The sequence below is a fragment of the Pedobacter sp. T50_32 genome, assembly GCF_057652195.1.
The window spans coordinates 46,447-73,194 of record NZ_JBYFBY010000006.1 but is presented as its reverse complement, the minus strand read 5'-3'; the positions used below and the strand labels follow the sequence as shown (position 1 = coordinate 73,194).

General features: G+C 36.6%; 25 protein-coding genes. 13 read left to right on the top strand and 12 right to left on the bottom strand.

Features of this window, described 5'->3' with window-relative positions; translation table 11 throughout:
• Positions 1–4: 4 nt before the first annotated feature.
• Positions 5–724, top strand: a complete 720-nt coding sequence (locus AC23ME_RS16945) for a LytR/AlgR family response regulator transcription factor (RefSeq protein ID WP_487728949.1) — start codon at positions 5–7, stop codon at positions 722–724.
• A gap of 2 nt (positions 725–726) precedes the next feature.
• Here AC23ME_RS16945 and AC23ME_RS16940 read toward each other — a convergent pair whose 3' ends face one another.
• Complete coding sequence (locus tag AC23ME_RS16940; RefSeq protein WP_487729138.1) at positions 727–1,149, bottom strand: secondary thiamine-phosphate synthase enzyme YjbQ; 423 nt, start codon at positions 1,147–1,149, stop codon at positions 727–729.
• A gap of 4 nt (positions 1,150–1,153) precedes the next feature.
• On the bottom strand, positions 1,154–1,987 hold the full coding sequence (locus tag AC23ME_RS16935; RefSeq protein ID WP_487728948.1) for an alpha/beta hydrolase family protein: 834 nt from the start codon (positions 1,985–1,987) through the stop codon (positions 1,154–1,156).
• 204 nt (positions 1,988–2,191) lie between these two features.
• Here AC23ME_RS16935 and hemA point away from each other — a divergent pair, with 204 nt between their 5' ends.
• From hemA to AC23ME_RS16885, 10 genes are all read left to right on the top strand, one after another.
• Positions 2,192–3,418 carry a glutamyl-tRNA reductase gene (gene hemA, locus AC23ME_RS16930; protein ID WP_487728947.1) on the top strand — a complete coding sequence of 409 codons (1,227 nt, stop codon included), beginning with the start codon at positions 2,192–2,194 and terminating at the stop codon, positions 3,416–3,418.
• A gap of 122 nt (positions 3,419–3,540) precedes the next feature.
• Positions 3,541–5,121 carry a hydroxymethylbilane synthase gene (gene hemC, locus AC23ME_RS16925; RefSeq protein WP_487728946.1) on the top strand — a complete coding sequence of 527 codons (1,581 nt, stop codon included), beginning with the start codon at positions 3,541–3,543 and terminating at the stop codon, positions 5,119–5,121.
• A 130-nt stretch (positions 5,122–5,251) separates the two neighbouring features.
• A complete protein-coding gene (hemB, locus tag AC23ME_RS16920; RefSeq protein WP_487728945.1) occupies positions 5,252–6,220 on the top strand; it encodes a porphobilinogen synthase in 969 nt (322 codons plus the stop codon).
• A gap of 73 nt (positions 6,221–6,293) precedes the next feature.
• A complete protein-coding gene (hemL, locus tag AC23ME_RS16915) occupies positions 6,294–7,592 on the top strand; it encodes a glutamate-1-semialdehyde 2,1-aminomutase (protein ID WP_487728944.1) in 1,299 nt (432 codons plus the stop codon).
• 446 nt (positions 7,593–8,038) lie between these two features.
• On the top strand, positions 8,039–8,905 hold the full coding sequence (locus tag AC23ME_RS16910; RefSeq protein WP_487728943.1) for a sensor histidine kinase: 867 nt from the start codon (positions 8,039–8,041) through the stop codon (positions 8,903–8,905).
• Position 8,906: 1 nt separating this feature from the next.
• A complete protein-coding gene (locus AC23ME_RS16905; RefSeq protein ID WP_487728942.1) occupies positions 8,907–9,611 on the top strand; it encodes a response regulator transcription factor in 705 nt (234 codons plus the stop codon).
• The gene (locus tag AC23ME_RS16900; RefSeq protein ID WP_487728941.1) at positions 9,611–10,132 is read left to right on the top strand and encodes a hypothetical protein; all 522 of its coding nucleotides are present in this window, start codon (positions 9,611–9,613) and stop codon (positions 10,130–10,132) included. The genes AC23ME_RS16905 and AC23ME_RS16900 overlap by 1 nt, the downstream gene beginning before the upstream one ends.
• Positions 10,133–10,136: 4 nt before the next feature.
• A complete protein-coding gene (gene hemE, locus AC23ME_RS16895; RefSeq protein ID WP_487728940.1) occupies positions 10,137–11,162 on the top strand; it encodes a uroporphyrinogen decarboxylase in 1,026 nt (341 codons plus the stop codon).
• A 30-nt stretch (positions 11,163–11,192) separates the two neighbouring features.
• Entirely contained in the window at positions 11,193–11,741 is a 549-nt protein-coding gene (gene hemJ / locus AC23ME_RS16890) for a protoporphyrinogen oxidase HemJ (protein WP_487728939.1), read from the top strand.
• Positions 11,742–11,784: 43 nt separating this feature from the next.
• The gene (locus AC23ME_RS16885; RefSeq protein WP_487728938.1) at positions 11,785–12,918 is read left to right on the top strand and encodes a hypothetical protein; all 1,134 of its coding nucleotides are present in this window, start codon (positions 11,785–11,787) and stop codon (positions 12,916–12,918) included.
• A 6-nt stretch (positions 12,919–12,924) separates the two neighbouring features.
• Here the strand turns inward: AC23ME_RS16885 and AC23ME_RS16880 are convergent, their stop codons facing one another.
• The 8 genes from AC23ME_RS16880 to rpmB all read right to left on the bottom strand — a co-directional run bounded on the left by AC23ME_RS16880 (position 12,925) and on the right by rpmB (position 19,183).
• On the bottom strand, positions 12,925–13,161 hold the full coding sequence (locus tag AC23ME_RS16880) for a hypothetical protein (RefSeq protein ID WP_487728937.1): 237 nt from the start codon (positions 13,159–13,161) through the stop codon (positions 12,925–12,927).
• 54 nt (positions 13,162–13,215) lie between these two features.
• A complete protein-coding gene (locus AC23ME_RS16875) occupies positions 13,216–14,298 on the bottom strand; it encodes an Ldh family oxidoreductase (protein ID WP_487728936.1) in 1,083 nt (360 codons plus the stop codon).
• A 90-nt stretch (positions 14,299–14,388) separates the two neighbouring features.
• Positions 14,389–15,975, bottom strand: coding sequence for a bacillithiol biosynthesis cysteine-adding enzyme BshC (gene bshC, locus AC23ME_RS16870; RefSeq protein ID WP_487728935.1), 1,587 nt, complete (start codon positions 15,973–15,975; stop codon positions 14,389–14,391).
• Positions 15,976–16,112: 137 nt separating this feature from the next.
• Positions 16,113–17,444 (bottom strand): 30S ribosomal protein S12 methylthiotransferase RimO, encoded by a 1,332-nt coding sequence (rimO, locus tag AC23ME_RS16865; RefSeq protein ID WP_487728934.1) that lies wholly within the window; start codon positions 17,442–17,444, stop codon positions 16,113–16,115.
• A 3-nt stretch (positions 17,445–17,447) separates the two neighbouring features.
• Positions 17,448–18,410 (bottom strand): signal recognition particle-docking protein FtsY, encoded by a 963-nt coding sequence (gene ftsY, locus AC23ME_RS16860; RefSeq protein WP_487728933.1) that lies wholly within the window; start codon positions 18,408–18,410, stop codon positions 17,448–17,450.
• Between the two features lie 68 nt (positions 18,411–18,478).
• The gene (locus AC23ME_RS16855) at positions 18,479–18,643 is read right to left on the bottom strand and encodes a DUF4295 domain-containing protein (RefSeq protein WP_487728932.1); all 165 of its coding nucleotides are present in this window, start codon (positions 18,641–18,643) and stop codon (positions 18,479–18,481) included.
• A gap of 84 nt (positions 18,644–18,727) precedes the next feature.
• Positions 18,728–18,910, bottom strand: coding sequence for a 50S ribosomal protein L33 (gene rpmG, locus AC23ME_RS16850; RefSeq protein ID WP_107216618.1), 183 nt, complete (start codon positions 18,908–18,910; stop codon positions 18,728–18,730).
• Positions 18,911–18,949: 39 nt separating this feature from the next.
• Positions 18,950–19,183: a 50S ribosomal protein L28 gene (rpmB, locus tag AC23ME_RS16845; RefSeq protein WP_097132999.1), complete on the bottom strand. Its 234-nt coding sequence runs from the start codon at positions 19,181–19,183 to the stop codon at positions 18,950–18,952.
• A gap of 446 nt (positions 19,184–19,629) precedes the next feature.
• Between rpmB and acs the strand changes: the two genes are divergently transcribed.
• Positions 19,630–21,522 carry an acetate--CoA ligase gene (gene acs / locus AC23ME_RS16840; RefSeq protein ID WP_487728931.1) on the top strand — a complete coding sequence of 631 codons (1,893 nt, stop codon included), beginning with the start codon at positions 19,630–19,632 and terminating at the stop codon, positions 21,520–21,522.
• A gap of 47 nt (positions 21,523–21,569) precedes the next feature.
• On the opposite strand, the gene AC23ME_RS16835 is transcribed toward acs, so the two are convergent.
• Entirely contained in the window at positions 21,570–23,873 is a 2,304-nt protein-coding gene (locus AC23ME_RS16835) for a hypothetical protein (protein WP_487728930.1), read from the bottom strand.
• Positions 23,874–24,088: 215 nt separating this feature from the next.
• Here AC23ME_RS16835 and AC23ME_RS16830 point away from each other — a divergent pair, with 215 nt between their 5' ends.
• The gene (locus AC23ME_RS16830; RefSeq protein ID WP_487728929.1) at positions 24,089–24,274 is read left to right on the top strand and encodes a CsbD family protein; all 186 of its coding nucleotides are present in this window, start codon (positions 24,089–24,091) and stop codon (positions 24,272–24,274) included.
• A gap of 38 nt (positions 24,275–24,312) precedes the next feature.
• Here AC23ME_RS16830 and AC23ME_RS16825 read toward each other — a convergent pair whose 3' ends face one another.
• The gene (locus AC23ME_RS16825; RefSeq protein ID WP_487728928.1) at positions 24,313–26,616 is read right to left on the bottom strand and encodes a hypothetical protein; all 2,304 of its coding nucleotides are present in this window, start codon (positions 26,614–26,616) and stop codon (positions 24,313–24,315) included.
• Between the last annotated feature and the right edge of the window lie 132 nt (positions 26,617–26,748).

Genomic DNA, 26,748 nt, shown 5'->3' with positions numbered 1-26,748 from the left:
TGAAATGAAGATTAAAGCTTTAATTGTTGATGATGAACCACATGCCATAGAGGTGATTGCTAAATATTTAGAAAGTTTTCCGGAAGTGGAAGTGATAGCCGTTTGCAATGATGGTATACATGCCTTTCATGTGTTGCAGCAAAAGCAGGTAGATTTAATGTTTTTAGATGTTAAAATGCCAGGAGTTAATGGGATAGAGCTGCTAAAAAGCCTTAAAAATCCACCAAAGGTGATATTTACAACTGCCTACAGCGAATATGCAGTGGATGGTTTTGAGCTCGATGCAGTAGATTACTTACTTAAGCCAGTTCCTTTTAATCGTTTTTTAAAAGCGATGGATAAAACGTTAACTGTTTTAGGGGCACGGAAACAAAGTATTCTCGTTCCAGAAATTGCATCAACTAGCGAGGTAAGTAAGTTTTTGTATTTAAAGGTAGATCGAAAGACCGTTAAAGTTAATGTGAAGGATATCTTTTGGATAGAAAGTATTAAAGACTACGTGAAAGTGGTTTTATCAGATAAGGTGCTCATTAGCAAGCAAAAAATCTCTGTTTTGGAAGAGTTATTGCCCGAAGATCAATTTTGCAGAATTCACAAATCGTTTATTATTGGCACTACGAAAGTAGAAAGTTATTATACTTATGCGGTAGAAATTTTAGGGAAAGAACTGCCAATTGGCAGAAACTACAAGCAACAGGCACTTAAATGTCTGCAGTTAAACTAGGTCTAGTTTCCCCAGGCGCTAATTACAATTTTTCTACTGCCGCCTCTATTGCGGTGCTCGCACAGATAGATACCTTGCCAAGTTCCCAAATTTAATCTTCCATTGGTAACAGGAATAAGCACAGAAGCTCCCATTAACGAAGATTTGATGTGTGCTGGCATATCATCATCGCCTTCGTAGTCATGTTCATAATCAGGATCGTCTTCGGGTACAGCTTTGTTCATCCAAGTTTCAAAGTCAATTCTTACCGTGGGGTCGGCATTTTCATTAATAGTTAAAGAAGCCGATGTATGCTGAATAAATACCTGCAACATTCCAGTTTTGATGTTGTTAATATCAGGGAAAGCATGTAGTATTTCATCGGTTACCAAATGAAAACCTCTGTTGCGGGCTTTTAGGGATGTTTGTTTTTGAAAAAAATGCATCATCTTATCTGCTGCTTATACTATCCAAAAACTTCAAACTCTTTTCACAAACTTCAAATAAATGCGGAGGCAAAGTTTCGCCTGGGTAAGGATGTGCTGCACCATAAACGTGGTTTGCACCTTCAATACGAACCAACCTGCTTGCTGGGTTGGCATTTGCCAGTTTTTCTGCAGTTTCAAAAGGTACATTCACGTCATCGTCTCCCTGTACAATTAACCACGGAATGTTAATCTGCTTTGCAGCATTTACAATATTCAGCTGAGCTTCGTTTGTTTCAAAATCTTCAAGCAAGGTTACGTTCAATGGCATTTTTTCTTTGGTACGAGCATTTATAACTTCGATTTTTCCATTTTTTCGCCAATCTTCTTCCTGCTCTTTTTTCCACAAGCTACTAAAATCTGCAATGGAACTCCATGTAATCAAACCTCTTACGTGAGGATTGTTAGCTGCCTGCAAAATACTCAAGCCACCGCCTCTACTATGTCCAATTAAAAAAACATCTTTTACGCCTAAGTAGTTAACTGCGTGATTAATGATAATATCTACATCTGCCAGCTCCTTACTAAAGGTATTAGAAGCAAAACTATCTAAATCGCTTACATCTTTTGGTTTTTCGGGTGTTACACCGCTATGTGATAAATTGAATTTTAAATATCGGTAACCGTTCTGTACAAAATATCTCGCTACTAAATTGTGAGCTCCCCAATCTTTAAAGCCTTTAAAGCCATGTACAAAAATAACCAGAGGTGTATTAGAGTTATTTTCGTGGTAAGTTAAATCTCCATGTATGGGTTTGCCAGCGGCTCCTATTAGTGAAAATTGTTCTTGGTGTATCATTAAATTAAGATTTTTGTGCTCAAATCACGATCAGTTAATACATTATTAATTGCACTTTAAAGCAATTTAGCAATACAACAATAAAACAATCTTCCTGTTTGGTAATTTAAAACCTTTCTAAATTAGCCTAAATTACAGCTTAATGACAGATAAGCCCGATTGCCTTATTACTTTTGTTGCGCTAAAATAACACGGCTAACTATTTTGGAATATTTAAAGATTATTGCATTTACACATAAGCAAATTGACCTAAAGTCTTTAGGGAAGTTGGTTATCTGTGAGCAAACGTTGGATGATAGGTTGCGTAATATCCAGTCTGAGCTGAATATCAAAGAGATATTTTATGTAGGTACCTGTAATAGGGTCGAATTTATTTTTACCTCTGCAGCTCAGTTAGATAGGTCGTTTATTTCTAGGTTTTTACATGTGTTGGATATGGGGCTTCCAGAAGAGTACATGGAAAATTTCATCAATAATGTTTCTACTTACGAAAATGTTGAGGCCTTTAACCATCTTTTACGTACATCTTGTTCTTTAGAGAGTTTAGTGGTAGGCGAAAAGGAAATTTTAGCACAGGTACGCAAGGCTTACGAAGCTTGTAAAGAGGCTGGTTTTACTGGCGACTACATGCGTATGATCATGAACCGAGTGGTGAAAACCGCTAAAGAGGTTTACACGCACACCAATATTTCTCGAAATCCAGTATCGGTGGTTTCTTTAGGTTACAGGAAACTACGTGAATTAAACATGTGTGGCAATTCTCGTTTGCTAATTATTGGTGCAGGCGAAACTAACAACAGCATAGCGCAGTATCTTAAAAAACATAAGTATTCTAACTTCTCTATCTTCAACAGAACTTTAGAAAAAGCAGAAAGTTTAGCTAAAGAATTAAATGGAAAAGCCTTTCCGTTAGAAGAGTTGGCTAATTTTAAAGGTGGATTTGATGTAATTATCACTTGCACAGGTGCTACAGAACCTGTAATTACCACAGAAATTTATAAAAGCTTATTGAACGGCGAAACCGGTAAAAAGGTAATTGTAGATTTAGCGGTACCAAACGATACAGCTTTAGAAGTTAGAGAAAACTTCCCAATTCACTACATCGAAGTAGAGTCTTTAAAGGAAGTAGCTCGTAAAAATATCCAAGAGCGTTACGATGAATTGGTAAATGCCGAGCATATCATCGAAGAAAATATCAAAGAATTTGAATTGGTTTTACGTCAGCGCCGTATTGAGCTGGCGATGAGTGAAGTGCCAAGAAAAATCAAAGAGATCAAAGAAAAAGCGGTTAATACCGTGTTCGCACAAGAAATTAATTCTCTTGATGACGAAGCGAAAGCAGTTTTAGAGCAGGTAATTAGCTACATGGAGAAAAAATACATCAGTGTTCCCATGTTAATGGCCAAAGATATTCTGGTTAAGAATAGTTAGTAGGTTTGAGTATTAAGATGTGAGATATGAGACTGGTACTGCCATTTCATATTCAATAATTAACAATTCAACAGTAAAACAATCTTTCAATTTCTTATTTTAGCGCAAAATCTTAATATACAGTGAAGAAAGTAATTATCGGAACCCGCGGTAGTGATTTAGCCCTTTGGCAAGCCAACTACACGAAAGACAGATTAGCCAGCATTGGCATTGAGGCAGAACTGAAGATCATTAAAACGCAGGGCGATAAAATCCTAAATCTTCGCTTAGATAAGTTGGAAGGTAAAGGCTTTTTTACTAAAGAGTTGGAAGACGAGTTGATTAACGGCACAATTGATATCGCCGTTCACTCTCACAAAGATTTACCAACAACCAATCCTCCGGGATTAATCATCGCAGCAGTTCCAGAAAGAGAAGATCCTGCAGAATTATTATTGATTTTAAAAGATTGTGTAGATGTAAGCCACAAGCTTTCTTTGAAAAAAGGAGCAATGGTGGGTACTTCATCTAATCGTCGTAAAGCACAATTATTAGCTCTAAGAGCTGATTTAAATATTGAAGATTTACGAGGAAACGTGCCAACGCGTATCCAAAAATTACGTGATGAAAATTACGATGCTATTGTTTTGGCAAGAGCGGGAGTTAATCGTTTGGGATTAGATTTGAGTGAATTTCACGTTGAAGTAATTGATCCTATCGAGATTGTACCTGCGCCTGCACAGGGTGCTTTGGCAATTCAAATTAGAGAAAACGATACGGAGCTTTTCAATGAGCTTCAAAAGATAAATGACCCCGCAGTAGTAGAAGCTATTTCGGTAGAACGTAAAGTGCTCAATCTTTTCGAAGGTGGCTGCCACATGCCTTTAGGTTGTTTCTGCAGAAAAGAGGATGGCGAATTTGAGGTTTGGACATCTAAAGCAGAAACTGCGGATGACTTTCCAGATCGTTTATTTATAAGAGCTGCTTCAACTGAAGGTTTGGCGGAACAAATTGTGGCTAAATTTGCAGCAGAGAGAAAGAAACCTGCTAAAGTTTTTATCTCTAGAGAAGTTGGCGAAAACAGCTATTTCCGTAAAGCTTTAGAAAAACAAAACATAGAAATTGATGGGCGTTCGTTAATTCGCACATTTCCAATTGTGAATGTATTGGATGATTTCTTCCTTAAAAATGCAGATTGGATTTTCTTTAGCAGCAGAAACGGTGTAGAATATTTCTTCAAGCTAAATCCAGTTTTACCTAAAAAGGTAAAATTTGGTGTAGTAGGTCGTGGCTCGGAAGACTCGTTGCGTAAGTTTGGCCATTTGGCAGATTTTGTTGGCGAAGGTGGCGAGATTGAAGAAGTAGCAGAAGATTTTGCAAAAGCAGCAGACGGACAAACCGTAGTTTTTCCTCGTGCGCAAGACTCGCTGCTAACTATGCAAAAATTCTTAACGCCAACCACTAAAGTAATCGATTTGCCGATCTACGAAACTGTAATGGAAGAAAACATAGATGGTTCATCTGCTGATGTGCTAGTGTTTACCAGCCCAAGCAACGTTGATGCTTACTTTGTAGATAATTTATTAGAGCCAGAGCAAAAAGTGATTGCAATTGGTAATTCTACCGGGAAGAAATTTGATGAAATGGGTGTAAAATATACTTTACCATATTCGCCAGATGAAATTGGTTTGGCAGAAGCTGTTTTTGGTATCGAACTGAAATAAAATAGATTGTTAAAATAAGGTAAAGACTTTACAAATGACAGAAGCATAAGATAATAATGTTTCTGTCTTTGCATTTTTGCACTATTGAAATAAATCTCAATACTAATTATTCATATCTCACTACTAAAATATGCTGCACAGACCACGTAGGCTAAGAAAAAATCCAATCGTAAGAGAAATGGTTGCCGAAACGAAATTATCGAAGGATATGTTTGTTTATCCGTATTTTGTGGTGCCAGGAAATAATGTTGTTCATCCTATTGATGCAATGCCGGGTATCAGCCACTTTTCTACAGATACTTTATTGAAAGATGTAGAGAAAGGATTGAGCTTAGGTGTAAATAAAATCATGCTTTTTGGTGTTGGCGATGAAAAAAGTGCCGATGCAAAATCTGCTTACGATAGCAATTCATTAGTGCCGGTTTCGGTAAGGGAATTGAAAAAACAATTTGGCGATGATTTGTATATCGTTACTGATGTTTGTGTGTGTTCTTACACCAATCATGGGCATTGCGGTATTATGCACAACGATTATATCCAAAACGATTTAAGTGTAGAGTTGATCGCGAAAATGGCTTTGGCACATTCGCAAGCTGGTGCCGATATGTTGGCGCCTTCAGACATGATGGATGGTAGAGTAGCTGCGATCCGTGAAAGGTTAGATGGTAACGGTTTTGAGAATGTGGCGGTAATGAGCCACGCCACTAAATTTGCTTCGGCATATTATGGCCCGTTCAGAGAAGCGGCAGATTGTGCACCGAGCAAAGGAGATAGAAAAGCTTATCAAATGGATTTCCGTAATCCGGATGAGGCGGTGAGAGAAGCTTTGTTAGATGAAGCAGAAGGTGCTGATGTGCTGATGGTTAAACCAGGCTTAGCTTACTTAGACGTAATCGCAAGACTGAAACAAAATACCAAATTGCCAATTGCTGTTTACAATGTATCGGGAGAATATTCAATGATTAAAGCAGCAGCAGAAAAAGGCTGGATAGATGAACAAAAAGTAGTAATGGAAACGATGTATGCCTTTGCCAGAGCAGGAGCAAGCATTATTACCACTTACCACATTAGAGATATTGTAGAGAATAAATGGCTTTAGAGGTGTAAGAGGTTTAAGGCGTAAGGTTTTTGCGCTTAGAACCCTAAACCCTAAATCCTAAAACCTAAAATAAATGCAAGACATATCAAGAGCCAAATCGGCAGAACTATACGAGAAATCGAAAACTTATTTTCCTGGTGGAGTTAATTCTCCAGTACGTGCTTTTAAATCGGTTTACGGTACGCCGTTGTTTATTCAAAAAGGTGATGGGCCATATATCTGGGATGCTGATGGTAACCAGTTTATAGATTTTTGCGCAAGTTGGGGACCTTTAATTTTAGGACATAACAACGCTAAAATTAGAGAGAAAGTAACCGAGGTAATGCAAAACGGAATGAGCTTCGGTGCACCAACAGCATTAGAAAATGAGTTGGCAGAGCTGATTATCAAGAACAATCGTTTTGTAGAGAAAATTCGCTTTACCAGTTCTGGTACTGAGGCGGTAATGTCGGCAATTCGTTTGGCAAGAGGTTATACTGGCAGAAATAAAATTATCAAGTTCGAAGGTTGTTACCACGGTCATAGCGATTCTCTTTTAGTGAAAGCTGGCTCTGGTTTGGTAACTTTTGGGGAAACTTCTTCGGCGGGTGTGCCTAAAGCATTTGCTGATGAAACTATCGTAATTGCTTTGAACGATAAACAAGCAATTACAGAAGCTTTCGCTCAGTTTAAAGATGATGTTGCTGCAGTAATTATCGAAGGTATTCCAGCTAATAACGGATTGTTGATCCAAGATAAAGACTACGTTGAGTTCTTAAGTGAAACTTGTACGGCTAATGGCGCTTTATTAATTTTTGATGAAGTAATTACAGGTTTTAGGGTAGGTTTTGAAGGTGCTGCAGCGCATTATGGCATCAAGCCTGATATTGTAACTTACGGGAAAATTATTGGTGGTGGTTTGCCAGTGGGAATGTATGGCGCTTCTAATGAAATTATGGCACATATTTCTCCTGATGGCGGCGTTTATCAAGCGGGCACATTGTCTGGAAATCCAGTGGCGATGGCGGCTGGGATTGCAACATTAACTATTTTAAGCAGTGAAGGTTTTTATGAGGAGTTAAATGCCAAAGCACAAGCTTTTGTAAACGACTTGAAAGCTCATATTGCCGATAAAGGTTACAAGTTGAAAATCTTCACAGTGGGCTCTATTTTCTGGTTTGCTTTTACAACTGAAGATATTAAAACCGCCGAGGCTATTGATCCAACCAGTATGGATAAATTTAAAATCATGCACCGTGAGTTGTTGAATAGAGGGATTTACTTTGGTCCATCGGGTTATGAAGTGGGTTTTGTAAGTGCAGCGCATACAGGATTGGAGTTGGATAAAGCAAAGCTGGCGATATTTGAGGCTTTGGAGGTGGTTTTCGGATAATAAGGATAAAGGAACAAAGAGCAAGGAACAAAGATTAAGGAGCCGAGTTGTCTATCTTGCTGTCATTGCGAGGAGGAACGACGAAGCAATCTTAAAGCGTTGGTTTGTTCTTTTGATAGTTGTAGGCTTGCTTCGTTCCTCGTAATGACGATAATAGTATTGTTCTCTCCCATTTAGGGGAGAAATGTCCAAAGGACAGAGAGGGGTTTGTTTGTTAACTAAACCCGATTGAAGTAAAAATACTTTTTGTAAGTGTCATCCTGAGCTTGTCGAAGGATTAGTTGTTATAAAGATGCTTCGATAAACTCAGCATGACAAATAGTTAAGAGTAGTGCCAACAAAAAGATTAAAACGAAAAGCGGGACTTTCCTGGGCGAAGCATTACAGAAACCTGCTTTTCAAATAAAAATAATTAAATTTAAAAGTCCCTTTTGGGGGTTTGGGGTATGAAAAAATCCATTATCATATTTTATGTTTTACTGTTCTACGCATTAGGTCAACTCATTAGCTGGGGCGCTTTAGTAGTAAAAATTGATGCCAGCCGTATGCCGATGATTATGGGCGAAGGTGCGGTTTTCTTGTTTCTTTTAGGTATCGGCGCTTATTTTATCCACGCTTCTATCAAAAAAGAAGGGCGTTTGAAAGAGCAACAACAAAACTTTTTAATGTCGATTACGCATGAGCTGAAATCTCCTTTGGCAGCTATAAAGCTATCGTTGCAGACTATTGTACGTAGAGAATTGGACAAGGAACAACGCACAACGTTAATAAGAAACTCGTTAAAAGATGTAGAACGTTTAGATGATTTAGTGGAGAATATGTTGTTGGCTACCAAAATTGAGAGCAGAACTTATTCTTTTCCGAAAGAGCAGTTTAATTTTTCTGATTTAGTTACCCGAATTTCGGATAGATTGCAGGTTCACTCTTGTGGTTGTGAGCAAATTATTTCTACTAAAATAGAAGACGGGGTGATGATTGAAGGCGACCAATTTGCGTTATCATCTGTGGTGACGAATTTAGTAGAAAATGCCGTGAAGTATTCTGGGCCATGTGCCGAAATTACAGTAGAGCTGTGCCAAAATGACGGTAAGCCGAAATTAGTGGTTTCGGACAAGGGTTTGGGCATTCCCGATAGTGAAAAGATGCATATTTTCGATAAATTTTACCGTGTGGGCGATGAAAATGTGCGTAAAAGTAAAGGTACTGGACTTGGCTTATTTATTGTTAAGGAAGTATTACAAAACCACGACGCCGATATTAGCGTTAAAGATAACGTACCTCACGGTGCAATTTTTGAAGTAACATTTAATTAATATGTCACAAAAATTAAGAGTATTATTGGTTGAAGACGAAGATCATTTGTTAGACGCCATCAAATTAAACCTCGAATTAGAAGGTTATAAAGTTCATGCCGTTAAAGACGGTAAAACCGCACTAAAAGTATTTAAGGAAGAACGCTTTAACTTGGTAATTTTAGATGTAATGCTACCAGAAATGGACGGTTTCCAAGTTTGTGAAACTATTCGTTTAGAAAATACAGAAGTACCTATTTTGTTCTTAACCGCTAAAAATACAAGTGAAGACAGGGTAATGGGATTGAAAAAAGGTGCCGATGATTATTTGGTAAAGCCTTTCAATCTTGAAGAACTGATTTTACGTGTGGGTATCTTAGTGAAACGCAGCTTAAAATCAGACGATTTAAAAGAACTGAATTCTTACAAAATTGGGGATAAAACCATTTACTTTAACTCTTTTGAATTGAAACAAGATGATGGTACTGTAGTGCCTTTGACCAAAAAGGAAACTATGCTATTAAAGCTTTTGATTGAGCGTAAAAACGAAGCGGTTTCTCGTGAGCAAATCTTGGAAACAGTTTGGAATTACGATGTATATCCATCTACCAGAACTATCGATAACTTCATTTTAACGTTCCGTAAGTATTTCGAACCAGATCAAAAAAATCCAGTTTATTTCCACTCAATTAGAGGAGTAGGTTATAAATTTACCGACATTCACTAATGTACAATAAGTTAGGCAGATATATCTTAATAGCGATTTTTGCTGTTTCAGCGCTGGTGAGTTTATATATTCAGCAATACCAGTTGGCGTCAATTTCGGGTATGTTAGCCGCTTTTATTCTTTGGAGTCATTTTAAACATGGCTCTGTACTTTTAGCGTCTAAGCATTTTAAAAACTCCGACTACGAACGAGCGGAAAAAATGTTAGATGAGGTAGAAAACCCTGATCATTTATCTAAAAGCAGACGTGGGTTTTATGAGTTTATGCGAGCTAACATAGCACTAAAGCGCGAAGATTATGAAAAAGCTGAATTTCATTTTCAGTTGGCAAGCCGTTTTCCCTTAGGCGGAAAAAACGATAAAGCTTATGTGTTAATTCATTTAGCTAACTTAGCGCTCCGAAAAAGAGATGTAGAAAGAGTTTTGGCTTACACTGGGAAGGCTAAAGAGCTTGCAACATCATCAAGAGCAATAGAAATTATATCAAATATAGAGAAAGAGGCCAATAAGTTGGCAAATTAGAAACATGGAGAACAATTTATTTTTAGACGCAGCATTTTCAAAACAAACAGAACGCCCACCGGTATGGATGATGAGACAAGCCGGTAGGTTTATGCCTCAATACTGGGAAATTAAAAACAAGTACTCTTTTTTAGAGATGTGTAAGACCCCAGAAATTGCTGCCGATGTAACCATGTTACCTGTTGATTTGCTAGGTATTGATGCAGCGATTTTGTTCTCTGATATTTTAGTGACAGGTGAAGCAATGGGTGGAGATTTGAGCTTTACCCAAGGAGTGGGACCAAAGTTTGCCAATCCAGTGCGTAACGAAGCTGATATTGATGCTTTAGCGACTGATTGCTTGGATAAATTACAATATGTTGCTGATGCGATTAAAGTAATTCAGCAACGTTTAAATGGCAGCATTCCGTTAATTGGTTTTGCTGGTGCCCCTTTTACGGTAATGAGCTATTTGGTAGAAGGTGGTTCTTCTAAAGATTTCAAGTTAACGAAATTGTTAATTCACAATCGCCCAGAATTAGCACACAAGCTTTTGGCTAAAATTGCCAAGGTAACTATCGACTACTTAAACTTACAAATTGAGGCTGGCGTTAATGCTTTACAATTATTTGATAGCTGGGCTTTAGCTTTATCTTGGAACGATTATCAAGAGTTCTCACACCAATACAACCAACAGATTATTGCTGGTTTAAACAGAACAAACATTCCGGTAATTTCTTTCTGTAAGGGAAGTTCTGTGTTTGCGCCAATTATGGCAGAAGCAAAACCAGATGTAATTTCTGTAGATTGGAATGCTGATTTGTTGAACATCAAAAAAGCTTTGCCAGCTGGCATTGCTGTACAAGGTAACTTAGATCCGCATATTTTATATGCAGACCAACCAGTAATTAAAGCGCAAATCCATAAACTGTTTGAGCGTATGCGTGGCGAAAATGGATTTATTTTCAACTTAGGTCATGGTATTATGCCGGATATTCCTTTCGATAATGTAAAATACGCTATCGAAGTAGTGAAAGAGTTTAAGTATTAATATCTTTAATCCCCGATTGGGGATTTTTTTATGGAAGAATACTACTTTTATATAAAAGCAACACATATTGTGTTTATGGTAAGCTGGATGGCTGGTTTATTTTACGGCGTTCGTTTGTTCATTTATCATACAGAGGCCAATAGTAAGCCAGAACCTGAAAAGACGATCTTAACTGCAGAATACGCCAAAATTACAGCGAGATTGTGGAGCATCATTGCTACACCAGCTATGATTTTAACTGTTGTAGCGGGGTCTTTGATGCTATATCTGGTGCCTACGTTGTTGCTAACGCCTTGGATGCACGTTAAACTGGGTTTTGTTGTTGCTTTATTGGTTTATCATTTTATTTGCCAAAGCGTGATGAAAAAGCTCCGTAACGGTACTTCCAAATGGACATCTAACCAGTTGCGTTTGTGGAATGAAGTAGCAACGATTTTATTAGTAGCGATTGTATTTACCGTAATTTTAAAAAGTGCTGTGAATTGGGTGTATGGTCTAATTGGCCTAATTATTTTCTCAGCAGTAATCATGATGGCGGTGAAACTCTATAAGAAACATAGGGAGAAGAAAGGTGAATAGGATTTTGTTGATAGGAAAAGCGCAACAGTTGAAAAATCTTAAAATGAAAAAGCAATTACTAGTCGTCTTTTTATTGACTTTGGTTCATTCGGTTAATGCCCAACTCAACAACAATTATCTTTACAATCGTATACGTCCAGCAGATAGTTTAAGTAAGGAACTACATCTCAATTTCTATAACTTCAACTATGTTAGAAACTACGAGTATTCCAATGATTTCCATGACGGATATACGCTTTATGGTACACAGCTGGAACCACAATTAACCTACTACGCACATCCAAACTTAGCAATTACGGCTGGCGCATATTTGAGGAAAGATTTTGGAAACGAACGTGGACTGTATGATGCAAAACCTTTATTTAATGTAAAGTATAGCAAGAACGATCTTACGTTAGTATTTGGAAGTTTAGAAGGCAATATTCAGCATAATTATATCGAACCGATCTATAATTTCGAACGAAAAATAACCACGCCAGTTGAGTACGGCACACAACTATTAATCGACAAAGAGAAATTCAGTTTAGATGCTTGGATTGCTTGGGAGAAAATGATTTATCGCGGCGATGCTGCTAAAGAACGAATTTCGGGTGGTTTCACTGCAGATATCGCTTTGATAAAGAAGAATGGCTGGAAGTTCAGCATTCCAGCGCAAGTTTTGGTTTATCACACTGGTGGACAGATAGATGTTTTGGAAGGAATTCCTTTATCAACTTTGTTTAACGGCGCTACGGGTTTTACGTTGAGCAAAGAAATTGGCTACCATGTAAAGCAAGTATATACAAATAATTATGTGGCTACATTTAAAGATAACTCACCCACCAAAACCAGAGCTTACGAAAGTGGGTTTGGTTTATGGTTAAACGCTGGAGTAGATACTCGTTGGGGTAATTTGGCTGCGTCGTATTGGCAGGGGAACAAATTTATAACAATTAAAGGAATGCCGCTATATCAATCAGTTTCTGAAAACCTGAATAACTTCGGTTTCACAACAGATAAGCGTCGTATTTTAATGCTGAGGTATCAATATCAAAGGGAATTATTACCAAACTTGTTTTTAGATGTTCGTTTTGAACCTCATTTCGATTTGGATAATGCTGAAAAAAACTTGCAATTTAATCAGTCGTTTTTTCTTACCTATAGAGAAAATTTTCGCTTATTTAAGCTAAAGAAATAGCTTACGTTACCGAGTGAAGAATATAAGTACAATTAAAGATAAGCTCAAACCAACAACCAGTAAAACGGGAATAGCTATATTACGTTTTTTAGTATCCTTTTTGATAATCCTCCAAATAAAAAAGCTTGCAATTCCAATTGGATAGGAGATGATTAAAGCAGCCCAATAAACCCAAATATATGCCGTGGCTGCAAACCAGAGTGCAAAAATTAGTGCGACCACAAAAAGAATGTTATTTTTCATCGGTTGGTAAAACTAAGAAAATAAGCAAAAAATCACATGCGTATTTCTTGGTATTTATAGCAGTTCGACACCAATTTTTTCGGCTAAACTATTTAGGTCATTCACCACCACATCAATTAAAGGAATTCCCGCTATTTTACGCTCACGTTCAAATTGATATTCTGGCTCTCCTGGAATGATGACTTGCTTACTTTCATCTACTGTTTTAGCACTTTTGAAACGCTCTATCCAATTATCTAAATGATCTTTGAAGTCTTGCGCAGGTCGGAAGCCATCTATACGCATAGCGCCCAAAAAGTGACCAATTCCTTCTCCAACCGGATTTGGATCTGGCTCTAAGAAAGCTACGAAAGGAGGCACCCAAGGACCGTAATTTGCACCAGAAAGCACAGCGGATAAAATATCTACCGTTGCTCCTAAACCATAACCTTTGTGGCTACCATGATCTTTATCGCTACCTAACGGAAGTAAAGAACCACCAGCTTTTAATTCATTTGGATTAATGGAAGTGTTGCCAGCTGCATCTTGCACCCAACCATCTGGAATAGCTGAATTGGCTCTCTGCGCAATTTCTAACTTACCATTAGCTGCTGCTGCAGTTGCCATATCAACTACTATCGCTGGGTATTTACCTGCCGGAAAAGCGTAGCACATGGGGTTGGTGCCTAATAAACGTTCGTTAGCATAAGTAGGGGCAACCAACGGACTAGCGTTGGTCATGCTAATGCCAATCATATCTTTATCTACTGCCATTAAAGCGTGGTAGCCTGCAATGCCAAAATGATTAGAATTCTTCACTGATACCCAACCACTACCATATTTCTCGGCTTTTTCAATTGCAATTTTCATTGCAAAAGGAGCAACTACTAAACCTAAACCAGCATCGCCATCTACAGTTGCAGTAGTTGGTGTTTCATGTACCACACGGATGTTTGGTGTAGCATTAATTCTATTTTTCTCCCAAAGACGATAATAACCACTTAATCTCGCCACACCATGCGAATCAATTCCTCTTAAATCTGAACGAACCAAAACATCTGTTGCCAAAGTGGCGTGCTCATCAGAACAGCCCATCTTTTTAAAAACGTCGTAAGTAAAGCTTCGTAATTTTTCTTCGGTGAAAGTGATAAACTTCATTTTAGGGATTAGGGATTAGGGATTAGGGGTTCGGTTTCAGTTATGAGGGTTAATTATTCAATCATTTACTCATTCAAAACTCAATCATTTTTATGCAAGTATCAAAGTAAAATCTCCACCTAATGGTTCAAAGTTTTCTATTAATGATGAAATAAAATCATCTCCATAATCTACATACATTGGTGCTAAGTTTGCTACACGTTCTTGCAAAGTGCCACCAGGAAATAAACGTTTTTTCAGATTTTCAATTTGTGTAATAGACACTTCGTGATTTCTTTTCTCGGCTCTAAAAAATTTCTTCTCTAATTTATCCAATAACTTTTCCGTTTTGGTTAATACCGCATCGGCGGATACTTCTAAAGTTTTATCAATCTTAAAAGCATTTAATTTTATTTTGTCGAAAACAGATTTGATGTTTGCTTTTTCGTCGTTTAAGTGAAGGGTTGCATTACTGTTGGCTTCTATCCATTTTTCCTGTAAAGCTTCAGTAGAAAGAAAAATATCCTCAAAATTAAAGCCTAATTTATGCAGATTGGCAAAACTTCTTTTATCGACTACCAAAGCAGAATTGCGCAATAACAGAACTGGAAAATTCACCTTGTAAAAATCGAAATTAGCTTTCAATTGCATCCAGTAAGAAACTTCGGCGCCGCCACCGATATAGGCAATGTTTGGTAAAATCACCTCTTGGTACAGCGGACGCATGATTACATTTGGGCTAAACCTTTCTGGATGTTGTTCTATTTCCGCAAGTATTTCGGCTTCTGTAAATTTAATTTCAGTGTGGTTAACGGCGTATAAATCTCCTTCTTTAATAATCCTTTCGCGAAGATTTTCTTTTAGGTAAAAGAAGTTGATATCACGACCGTTTACTTGAGATTTATAACCGCTTTCTTCTAGAGTTTTACTCGTTTCTTCAGTTAATCGGGCACTGTTTTGTTGGGTAATATCACTTTTAATGATAGTTGCAAATTGTGCTTTTAAAGAAGCATCATCGGCATTGATTATTACCAAACCATATTGTTCGAACAAGCTATTGACCAAAACTCGGGTAGCATCAGCCAAATTTTCATTTTCTAAGTATGCTTGCTCTACCAGTTTTCCTAGCTTTTTGCCATTTTCACTAATGCCTAAATAACCCTTGTAAGCTTGTACTGCAGCAGCTACGGTTTTAGTACTTAATCTGCCAGTTGCTCCGTTAGTTTGTTGTATCCAACTGATGTTCTTTTCATCTACACTTACATGATTAATTTCCTCAAAATCATGGTCTTCTGTTGCCATCCAATAAACAGGTACGAAGTTTTGCTCTGGATAAGCTATTTTCAGTTCCAGTGCTAAATTAATAGTAGTTACAATCTTGTAAATGAAATATAGTGGGCCCGTAAAAAGATTAAGTTGATGTCCAGTGGTAACGGTATAAGTATTGTCGGCTGCTAGTAAATCAATGTTAGCGCTAACAGCTTGGTTAACCTTTATCGATTGATACTGTTGTTTTAATGCTTTAACTAAAACGTCTCTATTTCCAGTAAATTGATGTGCATCTACAGCCTGTTTTAAACCATTGATATCTGGTCTATAGCTGTAGAAAGATTTTAGAAATTCAACATCGTTCACGTAATCTAAAACTAGTTTAGAGAACGAATGTGTATCCTGATAAGAAATGTATTTAGCCTTCACATTTCGAAATTAAATTAAATTTTGAAACAAGAGTAGCCATTCGGTTTATTTTACACTTTATCAATGTTTCGCTGTTGCTAAAACGAAAAAAGGTCGGATTATTTAAACCGACCTTTTTATATACTATGCTTTGAATTCTACTTTACTATTTGCCCGTAAAGGTCAAAATCTTCTGCTCTATCTACTTTTACATTCACAAAACTTCCGATAGCTGCATAGCCAGAGTTTGCATCAATTAAAACTTCGTTATCCACTTCTGGAGAGTCAAATTCGGTACGGCCGATAAAGAAATCACCTTCTTTTCTATCTACCAATACTTTATAGGTGTTGCCTACTTTCTCTTGGTTGATTTCGTAAGAGATACCTTGTTGCAATTCCATGATTGCATCTACACGTTCTTGCTTAATTTCCTCAGGAACATCATCTACTAAATCATAAGCATGGGTTTTTTCCTCATGCGAATAAGTGAAGCAACCTAAACGGTCGAAACGAGTGTCAGCAACCCATTGGTACATTTCTTCGAAATCACGCTCTGTTTCGCCTGGGTAACCACAAATTAAAGTGGTACGCATAGCGATGTTTGGAACTCTAGCTCTAATTTCGTTAACAATATCAATCGTTTTCTGCTTGGTAGTACCGCGACGCATTGACTTCAACATGTTATCTGTGATATGCTGCAATGGCATATCTAAATACTTACAGATATTCTCACGCTCATTCATCGCATCTAAAATTTCCATCGGGAAACCAGCAGGGTAGGCGTATTGTAACCTGATCCACTCGATACCATTTACATCAGATAAACGACGTAAAAGTTCATCTAAATTTCTTTTGCCATAGATATCCAAACCGTAGTAAGTTAAATCTTGTGCAATTAAAATCAATTCCTTAGTGCCGTTAGCTGCTAGTATTTTTGCTTCGTTTACCAGCTCGTTCATATCTCTAGAAACGTGTTTTCCACGCATTAGTGGAATTGCACAAAAAGAACATGGACGGTTACAACCTTCGGCAATTTTAAAATACGCAAAATGCGATGGCGTAGTTAACAAACGTTCGCCAATTAGCTCGTGCTTGTAGTTGGCACCTAAAGAATGTAAGATATTTTGAAGATCGTTAGTGCCAAAATATGCATCAACGTTAGTGATTTCTGCTTCTAGGTCTGGTTTGTAACGCTCAGAAAGGCAACCAGTAACAATCACTTTTCCAACTTTACCTTCATCTTTTAACTGACTGTATTGTAAAATGGTGTCTATAGATTCTTGCTTTGCATTATCTATGAAACCACAAGTATTAATTACTACAATATCATCTTTCCCTAATCTGTTCGACTCGTGTTCAACATTAAGATTATTACCTTTCAATTGTCCCATTAACACCTCACTATCGTAAGTGTTTTTAGAGCAACCAAGCGTAATTACATTAATCTTAGGTTGAGCCGTTTTTGTAGTAGTTTTGTTTTTTGTAATCATTCTTTATTTAAACAACGAATTCACGAATTCTTTCTTATCGAACAATTGCAAATCGTCCATTTTTTCTCCAACACCGATGTACTTCACTGGAATTTTGAACTGATCGGAAATGCCAATTACCACACCACCTTTAGCTGTTCCGTCTAATTTTGTAATGGCCAAAGCATTTACATCTGTAGCTTCGGTAAATTGTTTGCACTGCTCAAAAGCGTTTTGACCTGTAGAACCATCCAATACTAATAAAATTTCATGCGGCGCATCTGGAACAACCTTTTGCATTACATTCTTGATTTTACCCAGTTCGTTCATCAATCCAACTTTGTTGTGTAAACGGCCTGCAGTATCAATAATTACCACGTCTTCTTTATTAGCAACTGCAGATTGTAAGGTGTCGAAAGCTACTGAAGCTGGATCAGATCCCATAGCTTGTGCAACCACACGCACATCAACACGTTCGCCCCAAAGTTTAATCTGGTCAACAGCGGCAGCACGGAAAGTATCTGCAGCACCAAGTACAACGCTTAAGCCTTCTTTTTTAAGTTTATGAGCTAGTTTACCAATGGTAGTAGTTTTACCAACACCATTTACGCCCACTACCATAATTACATAAGGTTTGTGGTCACCATATTCGAAATTCCTAAAATCGTTGCTGTTATTTTCGGCAAGTAACAGCTGAATTTCGTCTCTCAATAAACCATTAAGTTCAGAAGTAGAAAGATATTTGTCTTTAGCTACACGTTCCTGAATTCTCTCAATGATTTTTAACGTTGTGGTTACGCCTACGTCAGAAGTTACAAGCACTTCTTCGAGGTTGTCTAACACATCGTCATCTACCGTAGATTTTCCGGCAACGGCTTTGGTTAGTTTACTGAAAAAACCTTCTTTAGTTTTCTCTAGTCCTTTATCTAGCGCTTCCTGAGCTTCAGGTGCGGTTTCTTTCTTTTTGAAAAAATCGAATAAACCCATAGTCTATGTAAAATAAAAAAAGCCCTTCCGTTAATACGGAACGGCTCTTAAGCTATTCTTAAATATTGTTACTTGCCGTTTGCTGCAGCAATAGCATCTTTAACGTGATCGTTGTGAACGATTGATTCTTTGAATGAATAAGCACCAGTTTTAGGCGACTTAACCATCGTGATCACTTTTGAATATTCTTTACCTGTACCTGTTTTAAGGGTTGCAACTACTTTCTTTGCCATGTTTTTTTAAATTTAATGATTGAGTGAGTGAATTAAGAATGACTGAATTTCAATTCTATAATTCAATCATTTACCCCTTCAAAATTATTTAATCTCCTTGTGTACGGTTACTTTCTTTAAAACCGGGTTGTATTTTTTCAACTCTAAACGCTCTGTAGTGTTCTTACGGTTTTTAGTAGAAATATATCTAGACATACCAGGCATACCACTTGTTTTATGCTCTGTGCATTCTAAAATAACTTGAACTCTGTTACCTTTTTTTGCCATTTCTTTATCTATTTATGCCGTAGGTCCGGCAAATGTTTTTTACAAATATCCTTTTTTCATGAAACGATTAATCGCCTCAGAAACACCAATTTTATTGATGGTTTTAATAGCCGAAGTAGATACTTTTAGTGTTATCCAACGATCTTCTTCAGGGATATAAAATTTCTGAAGTTGTAGGTTAGGATAAAACTTGCGCTTGGTTTTAACGTTTGAGTGAGAAACGTTATGCCCTTTCATCGCGGTTTTTCCTGTTAAATCACAAACTCTTGACATGACTTTATTTTGTTATTTGTTATTCGTCGCTTAATTCTTTTTAAGAGCCTGCAAATATCAGAATAATTTTTCTAAACATCAAGTGTGTTGAGAAAATATTTTCAGATATTTTAATTGACCTTTTTTAGATGCTACATTTTTCCCAAAATACTAACTTCTAGGTATTTCAGCTAACTGTAAAGTAATTTACTTTTGTAGTGCAAAGAAAAATCTGCCCAGCGCAATTTGCACAAAGATATGTAACTAAGTTATAAGCTCTACGTTAGCCCCGAATTTGTTCGGGGCTTCTTTTATTATTGGGCATTTTTTTCAATTAAGAAAAATGGAATTTAAATAGGTGTTTATTGATAGGATGTTTATAAAATTGAGACGATTTTGATGTTTTTATAGTATTTAATTACTTAATTTAGCAATCGAACAAATCCAAAACCTATTATAGATATACTATGCAGATCAAATCTTTCGAGCAGTATGAAGAAAGCTACAAAAAAAGTATTGAAAATCCAGAGCAGTTTTGGGGCGAAGTAGCCCAAAATTTTCAGTGGAGAAAACCTTGGTACAAAGTTCTTTCATGGAATTTTGAAGAACCAGAAATCAAATGGTTCGAGGGCGCTAAGCTTAACATTACCGAAAACTGTTTAGACAGACATTTAGAACATAATGCAGATAAACCTGCAATTATCTGGGAACCAAATAATCCAGATCAAGATAGTGTAACCTTAACTTATAAGATGTTGCACGAAGCCGTTTGTCGCTTTGCGAACGTTTTAAAAAGAAACGGTGCTCAAAAAGGCGATCGTATTTGTATATATATGCCAATGGTGCCAGAATTGGCAATTGCTGTTTTGGCTTGTGCTCGTATTGGTGCGGTACATTCTGTGATTTTTGGTGGTTTTTCTGCCAAATCTATTGCTGATAGGATCAATGATTCTAAATGTAAATTAGTAGTAACTGCAGATGGTGTTTATCGCGGTGCAAAACCTATTCCGTTGAAAGACGTAATTGATGATGCTTTGATCGGTTGCCCAACGGTAGAAAAAGTAATTGTACTTACACACGTAAGAACACCGGTAAGTATGTTGAAAGGTAGAGATGTGTGGTGGGAAGATGAAGTAAAACACGTAAATGCAGTTTGTGAGGCGGAAGAAATGGATGCAGAAGATTTGCTGTTTATTCTTTATACTTCTGGTTCTACAGGTAAACCAAAAGGCGTAGTACACACTTGTGGTGGCTACATGGTTTATGCAGGCTACACTTTTAGTAATGTATTTAATTACCAGCCTGATGAAGTTTATTTCTGTACAGCAGATATTGGTTGGATTACTGGTCACTCGTATATCGTTTACGGACCGCTATCTCAAGGTGCAACGTCTTTGATTTTTGAAGGCGTACCAACTTATCCAACACCATCTCGTTTTTGGGATATCGTAGAAAAACACAAAGTAAATACACTTTATACAGCACCAACAGCAATTAGATCTTTAATGGGCTTCGGCGATGAACCATTAAAAGGAAAAGATTTAAGTTCGTTGAGAGTTTTAGGTTCGGTGGGAGAGCCGATTAATGAAGAAGCTTGGCATTGGTTCGATGAAAAAATTGGTGGCGGAAAAGCGCCAATTGTAGATACATGGTGGCAAACAGAAACTGGTGGTATTATGATTTCTCCAATTGCTACCGTTACTAAAACCAAGCCTAGCTATGCAACCTTGCCTTTGCCGGGTATACAGCCAGTTTTGGTAGATGAAAATGGTGTGGAAATTGAAGGTAACGATGTAAGTGGTAATCTTTGTATCAAGTTTCCTTGGCCGGGAATGTTACGTACAACTTATGGAGACCATGAACGCTGTAAACAAACCTATTTTTCTACTTATCCGGGAATGTATTTTACTGGAGATGGATGTTTAAGGGACGAAGATGGTTATTACAGGATTACTGGTAGGGTAGATGATGTTTTGAATGTTTCTGGACATAGAATTGGAACAGCTGAGGTTGAAAACGCTATTAATATGCATGCTGGTGTAGTAGAAAGTGCAGTAGTTGGTTATCCTCACGATGTAAAAGGACAGGGCATTTATGCATTTATCATCTATCCAAATCACCATCAAGATGCGGAACTGACTAAAAAGGATATTCTACAAACAGTAACCAGGGTAATTGGTGCTATTGCCAAACCTGACAAAATGTTATTTGTATCTGGACTACCAAAAACTAGGTCTGGTAAAATTATGCGTCGAATTTTGAGAAAGATCGCTGAGGGCGAAACCTCAAATTTGGGAGATATTTCGACTCTATTAGATCCAGCAGTAGTGGAAGAGATTATCGAAGCTGCTAAAGGATAATTATATCTTTTGGAAATTGTTAAAGGCAGGTTTTAATTAATCTGCCTTTAATTTTTTACCTCAATGCTTTTTTCTGTGTATATCACATCGTCTTTTACAGCACCTTGTATTACTATTTTAAATTTACCTGTAATATCACTTGTATAAAAACTTATCTCATTCGATTTCTCCGGACTTAATATTGTGCCATAGTTCCAATATATAGTTGAAAAAAAAGCAGGCTCGGTTGTGTCTTTGTAATCATTTGTATAAAATTCTTTATGGTAGCGTACACCAGAAAACTCTATGTCTTCATTATATTCTTCCATCTTTTGACTTCTCTTTTTTTTAGCCATTTGCACCATCCAGGAAGGAGCTCGTCTATTGCCTGTGTCATTGACATGATTTGGGCAATTTAGGATACCACTTACACAAATATAATCTTCTATAATATAACCCCGGGTCGCAGCTTTGCGCTCAGCTTCAGAATAAAAAAAGCTATTATCGTTATTGTTCTTGATTGTGACTTCTTTTAATCTTGTAGCTTTTTCCTTACTGGTAAGCGACATACTCAAATTATCAAGAGAGTTTGCTAAATAGATAGGAGACTCACTTAAATTGTTAGTTAGCAATTGAATATTTGCTTTTACAAAATTATCCTTTATAAGGATGTCAAATTTTCCTAGGTTTTTAGAATCGACGGATAAATATGCTCTCTTTTCTTGATCCAATAGATAGTTGGAAAGATTGAAATTACCGTTAGCGTTTGTAGTAATGAGTTGAATTTTATTACCTCCAAATAAGGTAAGGTTAATTGGAGAGGTAAGAGGTTTCTTATCCTTAGTGATTAATCCTGAAATTGTTAAGCTATCTGTTGTTAATAAAGTATCTGTGTATTTTAAGTTTTGAATTTGTTGCCAAGTATATCTTCTCCATCCTCTCACCAACAAAATATCCTTTAAATAATCTTTGTCTTTGTAATACTTATTGCTGGTGTGTATAGGAATATTTTCGATCTCATTTTTAATATAGAAGTAGCTTTCTATATCATTATTGTTTTTGGAGGTAAACCTGTTTTCTTGTGTCACTGCGATTGATACAATAGAATTTCCTTGTAAATTTTTAGGAGTAAGTTTTAGAGTGACCTTTTGCCTCGGCTTATAAGTTAAACTATCTGTTTGAATAGTAATGATCTCTCTGTTGTCGTAATGCGCAAAGAATAATCTTTCTGCTAAAGGTCTGTCTAAGCTATCTGTTATCGTAACTGTGTTGATGCCTTTTGGGATATCATGTAAAGGGATATTCATTTTTCGGCTCATTGTTTCCATGTTAAAGGGCACATCTAAAAAGCATTTTCGGAAATTATGTACACGAATGAATAGTTTTTGGGGATTTGTTGTCCGTAGTGTAAATCTTAGTGTATCGTTTGCAACTACATTTTGTATGTTCATTACCAAACCATTTTTTAGCGCTTTTGGTAAATTGTAGCAGCTATCTGCAAAATTGTTGCTCACAATTTTTACAGTATAATTGGTGTTTTCTTCTGATACTAAATAAAATTGTCCAATGCCGTAGCTATTTGTTTCTATGGTATCAAAAACAATATCATTTTTATATAATAGGGCACATAAGTGTAAAGGTTTGCTATATTGGTCGGTCACTTCCCAACTCACCATAGATCTAGTGTTGTTTACTAAATTCCCACCCTCGGGATAAAATTTAACCTTAGCTTTTATCTTGTTTGAAGTTAAGGGCAGAGTTAAAAAAATACTGTCTTTCTGGTTTTTTAGCTTTAAATAGATATTGGGATCTATATCATTCTCTTCTTTGGGGATTGTAATTGTCAATTGTCCCATTAAATCTGTTTTACCCATCCTAATCAATTTTCCATATCGATAATTGATGGTAGTCGGTTTTGGTAAGAGCTTATTGTCATTAGATGTTACAGAAACAATCAACTTATGATTTCCTTGCGATGAGTCTGGCTTCTCTAAAAAATTGATGTTAGCTTTAAAAGGTGGGTCGATATTGGTTTTGATAATTATTGGCTGTTTAAAGATGAGTTCTGGTTTGCCATTCACTAATTTGTCTGTATAAGCTAAAAGATGATAATTGCCAGTATTTATAGAATCAGGAATAATTAGGTTACCGAAAGCTAATCCATCTTGAACCAAGAATTTTTCTGTTTTAATAAATGCAGTATCTAGATCTTTTATTAGCGCAACTGCTAAAATTTTATGCTCAGTTAAATTAAATTTTCCAGTTTTTAAAATATATGCAGTAAAATATACCGTTTCGTTATTTGAGTAAATATTTTTGTCGAAATGTACAAATAGGTTAGTTGTTGGATTTGCAATACTGTTAATTGCCATTTTCCGGACTATATCACTCTGTGAATAAGCACAAAAAGGTAAGATTAAAAGCAATATGAAAAATAAGAAAAGGCGCATTTATAAATTTAGTGTTTTGAATTATAAATGATAGGCTGCTTAGATAAATATTTCGTTTCATGTTATTTACATTAAATCAAACATAGTTGGTATCTTCTTGTTCTTCTAATTCAATATAAAACTTAATAGAATAGATTATGGATAAATTAGAATTAAAAGGAATGTGGAATGAAGCTAAAGGGAAAGTTAAACAAGCTTATGCAGATTTAACTGATGATGATTTGAAATATGAGGAGGGAAAAGATGATGAGCTTTTAGGCAGACTTCAACAAAAAACTGGAAAAGGTAGAGACGAATTAGTGAAATGGATTAAATCATTATAAAAACAAGGGCTTCAGTTTTGAAGCCCTTGTTATATGCACTACTTTTTGTCTAAAACATTAAAACTATGCTCTTGATAAATTAGATCCTTTTTGCTCATTCCTTGCACGATGATTTTAAATTTACCACTAATATCTCCAGTGTAAAATTCAATTTTGGAAGTTTGCCCTTTCTTAACCATTGTGCCATAATTCCAATATAAGGTAGAAAAATAAGCAGGTTCTTCTGGTTGTTCGTAATTATCTACGTAAAAATCTTTGTGTATGGTTAGGCCATTAATGGCAATGTAGCCCAGTTTTTCTTCCTCTGTTGCACACTTCTGATAGATTGTTTTTACACCGTCTAACATGTATTGTCGTCCTGGAATTGGCTGCGTGTTGTTTGAGTCTCCTGGATGATTTCTACAGTTCAAGATGTTATAAAGACAAACGTAATCTCCACAGGCGTTAGCTCCATACTTCCCCGAGAATAAAGTGCCTTTGTCTTTAGTGATGACTACTTCCTTTAGTCGTAATACTTTTTCCTTCGAACTTAATTTTAGCTCTTCAGTATTGAAGAGTGTTGATGGCAATTGTAGCACAGAAGAAAAAGACGATTTTGCTAGCAGCCGATTTAGGTTTTCGTAGTCATCGTTAAGGTTTATTTGATAATTTAGTCTGTTTTTTTCGGTGACAAACAAGTATAGCTTTTTATCAAAAGGAGTTAGGGTTTCAGGAAGCGCTACGTTAAAATTTCCAGTAGCATCTGTATTTATGAATGAAATATTGTTGTTCCCTAAACTGGTTATTGATACGCTTTTGTTGATTGGTTTATTATTGCTTTTAACGATTATGCCACTAACGATTAAGCTGTCTATCTCCGTTTTGATAGGATTTTTTGCGGTTGATGATTCTGCCCACGAATACTTTCGCCAACCTTTTACCAATAGCATATCTTTCACATATTCCCTGTTCAATAGTGCGTTTCCTGAAATACTTGCCGGTAGTTGTTCAAGCTGGTTGTGTAAGTAATAATAACTTCGGATATCATTCATTTTTCCCTGCTCTATTCTATTTTCCTGTACACAGGCTATAGACACAATTGCTTCCTGTTCTATGTCTTCCAAGTCAATTTCTAGTTCAACTTTTTTCCTCTTTAGATAGTTGTGTTGATCAGTAGACACTGTCAGTGCCTTAGAACCATCGTAATTGCCAAATATCATTCTTTCTGCCATCGGGCGATTTAAGCTATCGCTAACAGTTATAGTAGCTAGTCCCTTAAATTCGATAGGTATTTTTACAAGCTGCTGCTGCTTGGTAAGCTTTACAGGTGCATAGGTAATACTGTCTTTGAGATTATAAACACTAACAGACACTTTCTGTGGACTTGTAGTTCGTAAGATTAAATTCAACGTATCGGAAGTTAATGCATTACGCACTTCTAAAGTAACTCCATTTTGAAGGAGCTTTGGCAAAAAGTAAGTGCTGTCTACTAATTGCGAGTGAACCAATTTTAGTCGATACGCTTTTTGGCTAGCTGGTAATAATCTAAATCTGCCAATTCCATAGCTATTCGTTTCCAAAGTATCTATGCTAACATCGTTTTCATAAAGAATTGCTTTTAATGGCATTGGTGCATTTCGCTCATCTTTAACTTCCCACGCAATGTTGTTAATTAATCCTTCAATGATATTTCCTCCCTCTGGGTAAAACTTTACCGACGCTTTGTACTTAGGCTTTGGCAGTACAATGTTCATAAAACTGCTATCCTTCTCGTACTTAAGTTTCAGTTTTAGATTTTGATCACCGTTTTTTAAAACAGGCAGTTGCAAGGCCACCTGTCCAAAGCCGTCGGTTTTTGTTGTGGTGGTCTTTCCGTCATACTTGTAACTTACAACGGCAGGTTTAGGGAGGAATCGATTATCGTTAGAAGTTACTGATAGTAGTACATGATTATCGTTTTGAGCTGCAGTTGCAGGTTTTACAACTTTTAACGACGCTTTGTAGTTTGGTTCTAAGCCACTTTTTATAGTGATAGGCTGTTTAAACATCACCATTGGTTTACCGTTTAAAACCAAATTAGTGTAAGCCAACAAATGATAATTGCCCACCAAAACACTATCAGGAACGCTCAGACTTCCAAATGAAATACCACTTTCCATTAAAAACTTACGTTCTTGGATCACCAAACTATCCGCATCCCTAATTAAAGCTACCGATAAAACTTTATGGTCTGCAATATTTGTAGCAATCAAGTATCCTGTAAAGTAGATCATCTCATTATTTGCATATACGTTCTTATCGTAGTGTACAAACAAAAAATTATCTGTTTTGCCTTGCCCATATGCTGTTATTTGCCTTGCCATAGGCTCTTGGGCTATCAGCTTTTCACTAAAAAAAGATAAGATGAAGACGAAGAGGAGTATGCGCATACGGTTAATTTGGAGAGTGATTACTAATCTAGCTAAATTAGTAAAAATAAAACAAGCGGCATCCTA

Excerpts from the sequence above, each read along its gene's own strand:
- AC23ME_RS16945 (WP_487728949.1), top strand. The coding sequence starts at position 5 with ATGAAGATTAAAGCTTTAATTGTTGATGATGAACCACATGCCATAGAG.
- AC23ME_RS16940 (WP_487729138.1), bottom strand. The coding sequence starts at position 1,149 with ATGCATTTTTTTCAAAAACAAACATCCCTAAAAGCCCGCAACAGAGGT.
- AC23ME_RS16935 (WP_487728948.1), bottom strand. The coding sequence starts at position 1,987 with ATGATACACCAAGAACAATTTTCACTAATAGGAGCCGCTGGCAAACCC.
- hemB (WP_487728945.1), top strand. The coding sequence starts at position 5,252 with ATGCTGCACAGACCACGTAGGCTAAGAAAAAATCCAATCGTAAGAGAA.
- hemL (WP_487728944.1), top strand. The coding sequence starts at position 6,294 with ATGCAAGACATATCAAGAGCCAAATCGGCAGAACTATACGAGAAATCG.
- AC23ME_RS16910 (WP_487728943.1), top strand. The coding sequence starts at position 8,039 with ATGAAAAAATCCATTATCATATTTTATGTTTTACTGTTCTACGCATTA.
- AC23ME_RS16905 (WP_487728942.1), top strand. The coding sequence starts at position 8,907 with ATGTCACAAAAATTAAGAGTATTATTGGTTGAAGACGAAGATCATTTG.
- AC23ME_RS16900 (WP_487728941.1), top strand. The coding sequence starts at position 9,611 with ATGTACAATAAGTTAGGCAGATATATCTTAATAGCGATTTTTGCTGTT.
- hemE (WP_487728940.1), top strand. The coding sequence starts at position 10,137 with ATGGAGAACAATTTATTTTTAGACGCAGCATTTTCAAAACAAACAGAA.
- hemJ (WP_487728939.1), top strand. The coding sequence starts at position 11,193 with ATGGAAGAATACTACTTTTATATAAAAGCAACACATATTGTGTTTATG.
- AC23ME_RS16885 (WP_487728938.1), top strand. The coding sequence starts at position 11,785 with ATGAAAAAGCAATTACTAGTCGTCTTTTTATTGACTTTGGTTCATTCG.
- AC23ME_RS16880 (WP_487728937.1), bottom strand. The coding sequence starts at position 13,161 with ATGAAAAATAACATTCTTTTTGTGGTCGCACTAATTTTTGCACTCTGG.
- AC23ME_RS16875 (WP_487728936.1), bottom strand. The coding sequence starts at position 14,298 with ATGAAGTTTATCACTTTCACCGAAGAAAAATTACGAAGCTTTACTTAC.
- rimO (WP_487728934.1), bottom strand. The coding sequence starts at position 17,444 with ATGATTACAAAAAACAAAACTACTACAAAAACGGCTCAACCTAAGATT.
- ftsY (WP_487728933.1), bottom strand. The coding sequence starts at position 18,410 with ATGGGTTTATTCGATTTTTTCAAAAAGAAAGAAACCGCACCTGAAGCT.
- AC23ME_RS16855 (WP_487728932.1), bottom strand. The coding sequence starts at position 18,643 with ATGGCAAAGAAAGTAGTTGCAACCCTTAAAACAGGTACAGGTAAAGAA.
- rpmG (WP_107216618.1), bottom strand. The coding sequence starts at position 18,910 with ATGGCAAAAAAAGGTAACAGAGTTCAAGTTATTTTAGAATGCACAGAG.
- rpmB (WP_097132999.1), bottom strand. The coding sequence starts at position 19,183 with ATGTCAAGAGTTTGTGATTTAACAGGAAAAACCGCGATGAAAGGGCAT.
- acs (WP_487728931.1), top strand. The coding sequence starts at position 19,630 with ATGCAGATCAAATCTTTCGAGCAGTATGAAGAAAGCTACAAAAAAAGT.
- AC23ME_RS16835 (WP_487728930.1), bottom strand. The coding sequence starts at position 23,873 with ATGGCAATTAACAGTATTGCAAATCCAACAACTAACCTATTTGTACAT.
- AC23ME_RS16830 (WP_487728929.1), top strand. The coding sequence starts at position 24,089 with ATGGATAAATTAGAATTAAAAGGAATGTGGAATGAAGCTAAAGGGAAA.
- AC23ME_RS16825 (WP_487728928.1), bottom strand. The coding sequence starts at position 26,616 with ATGGCAAGGCAAATAACAGCATATGGGCAAGGCAAAACAGATAATTTT.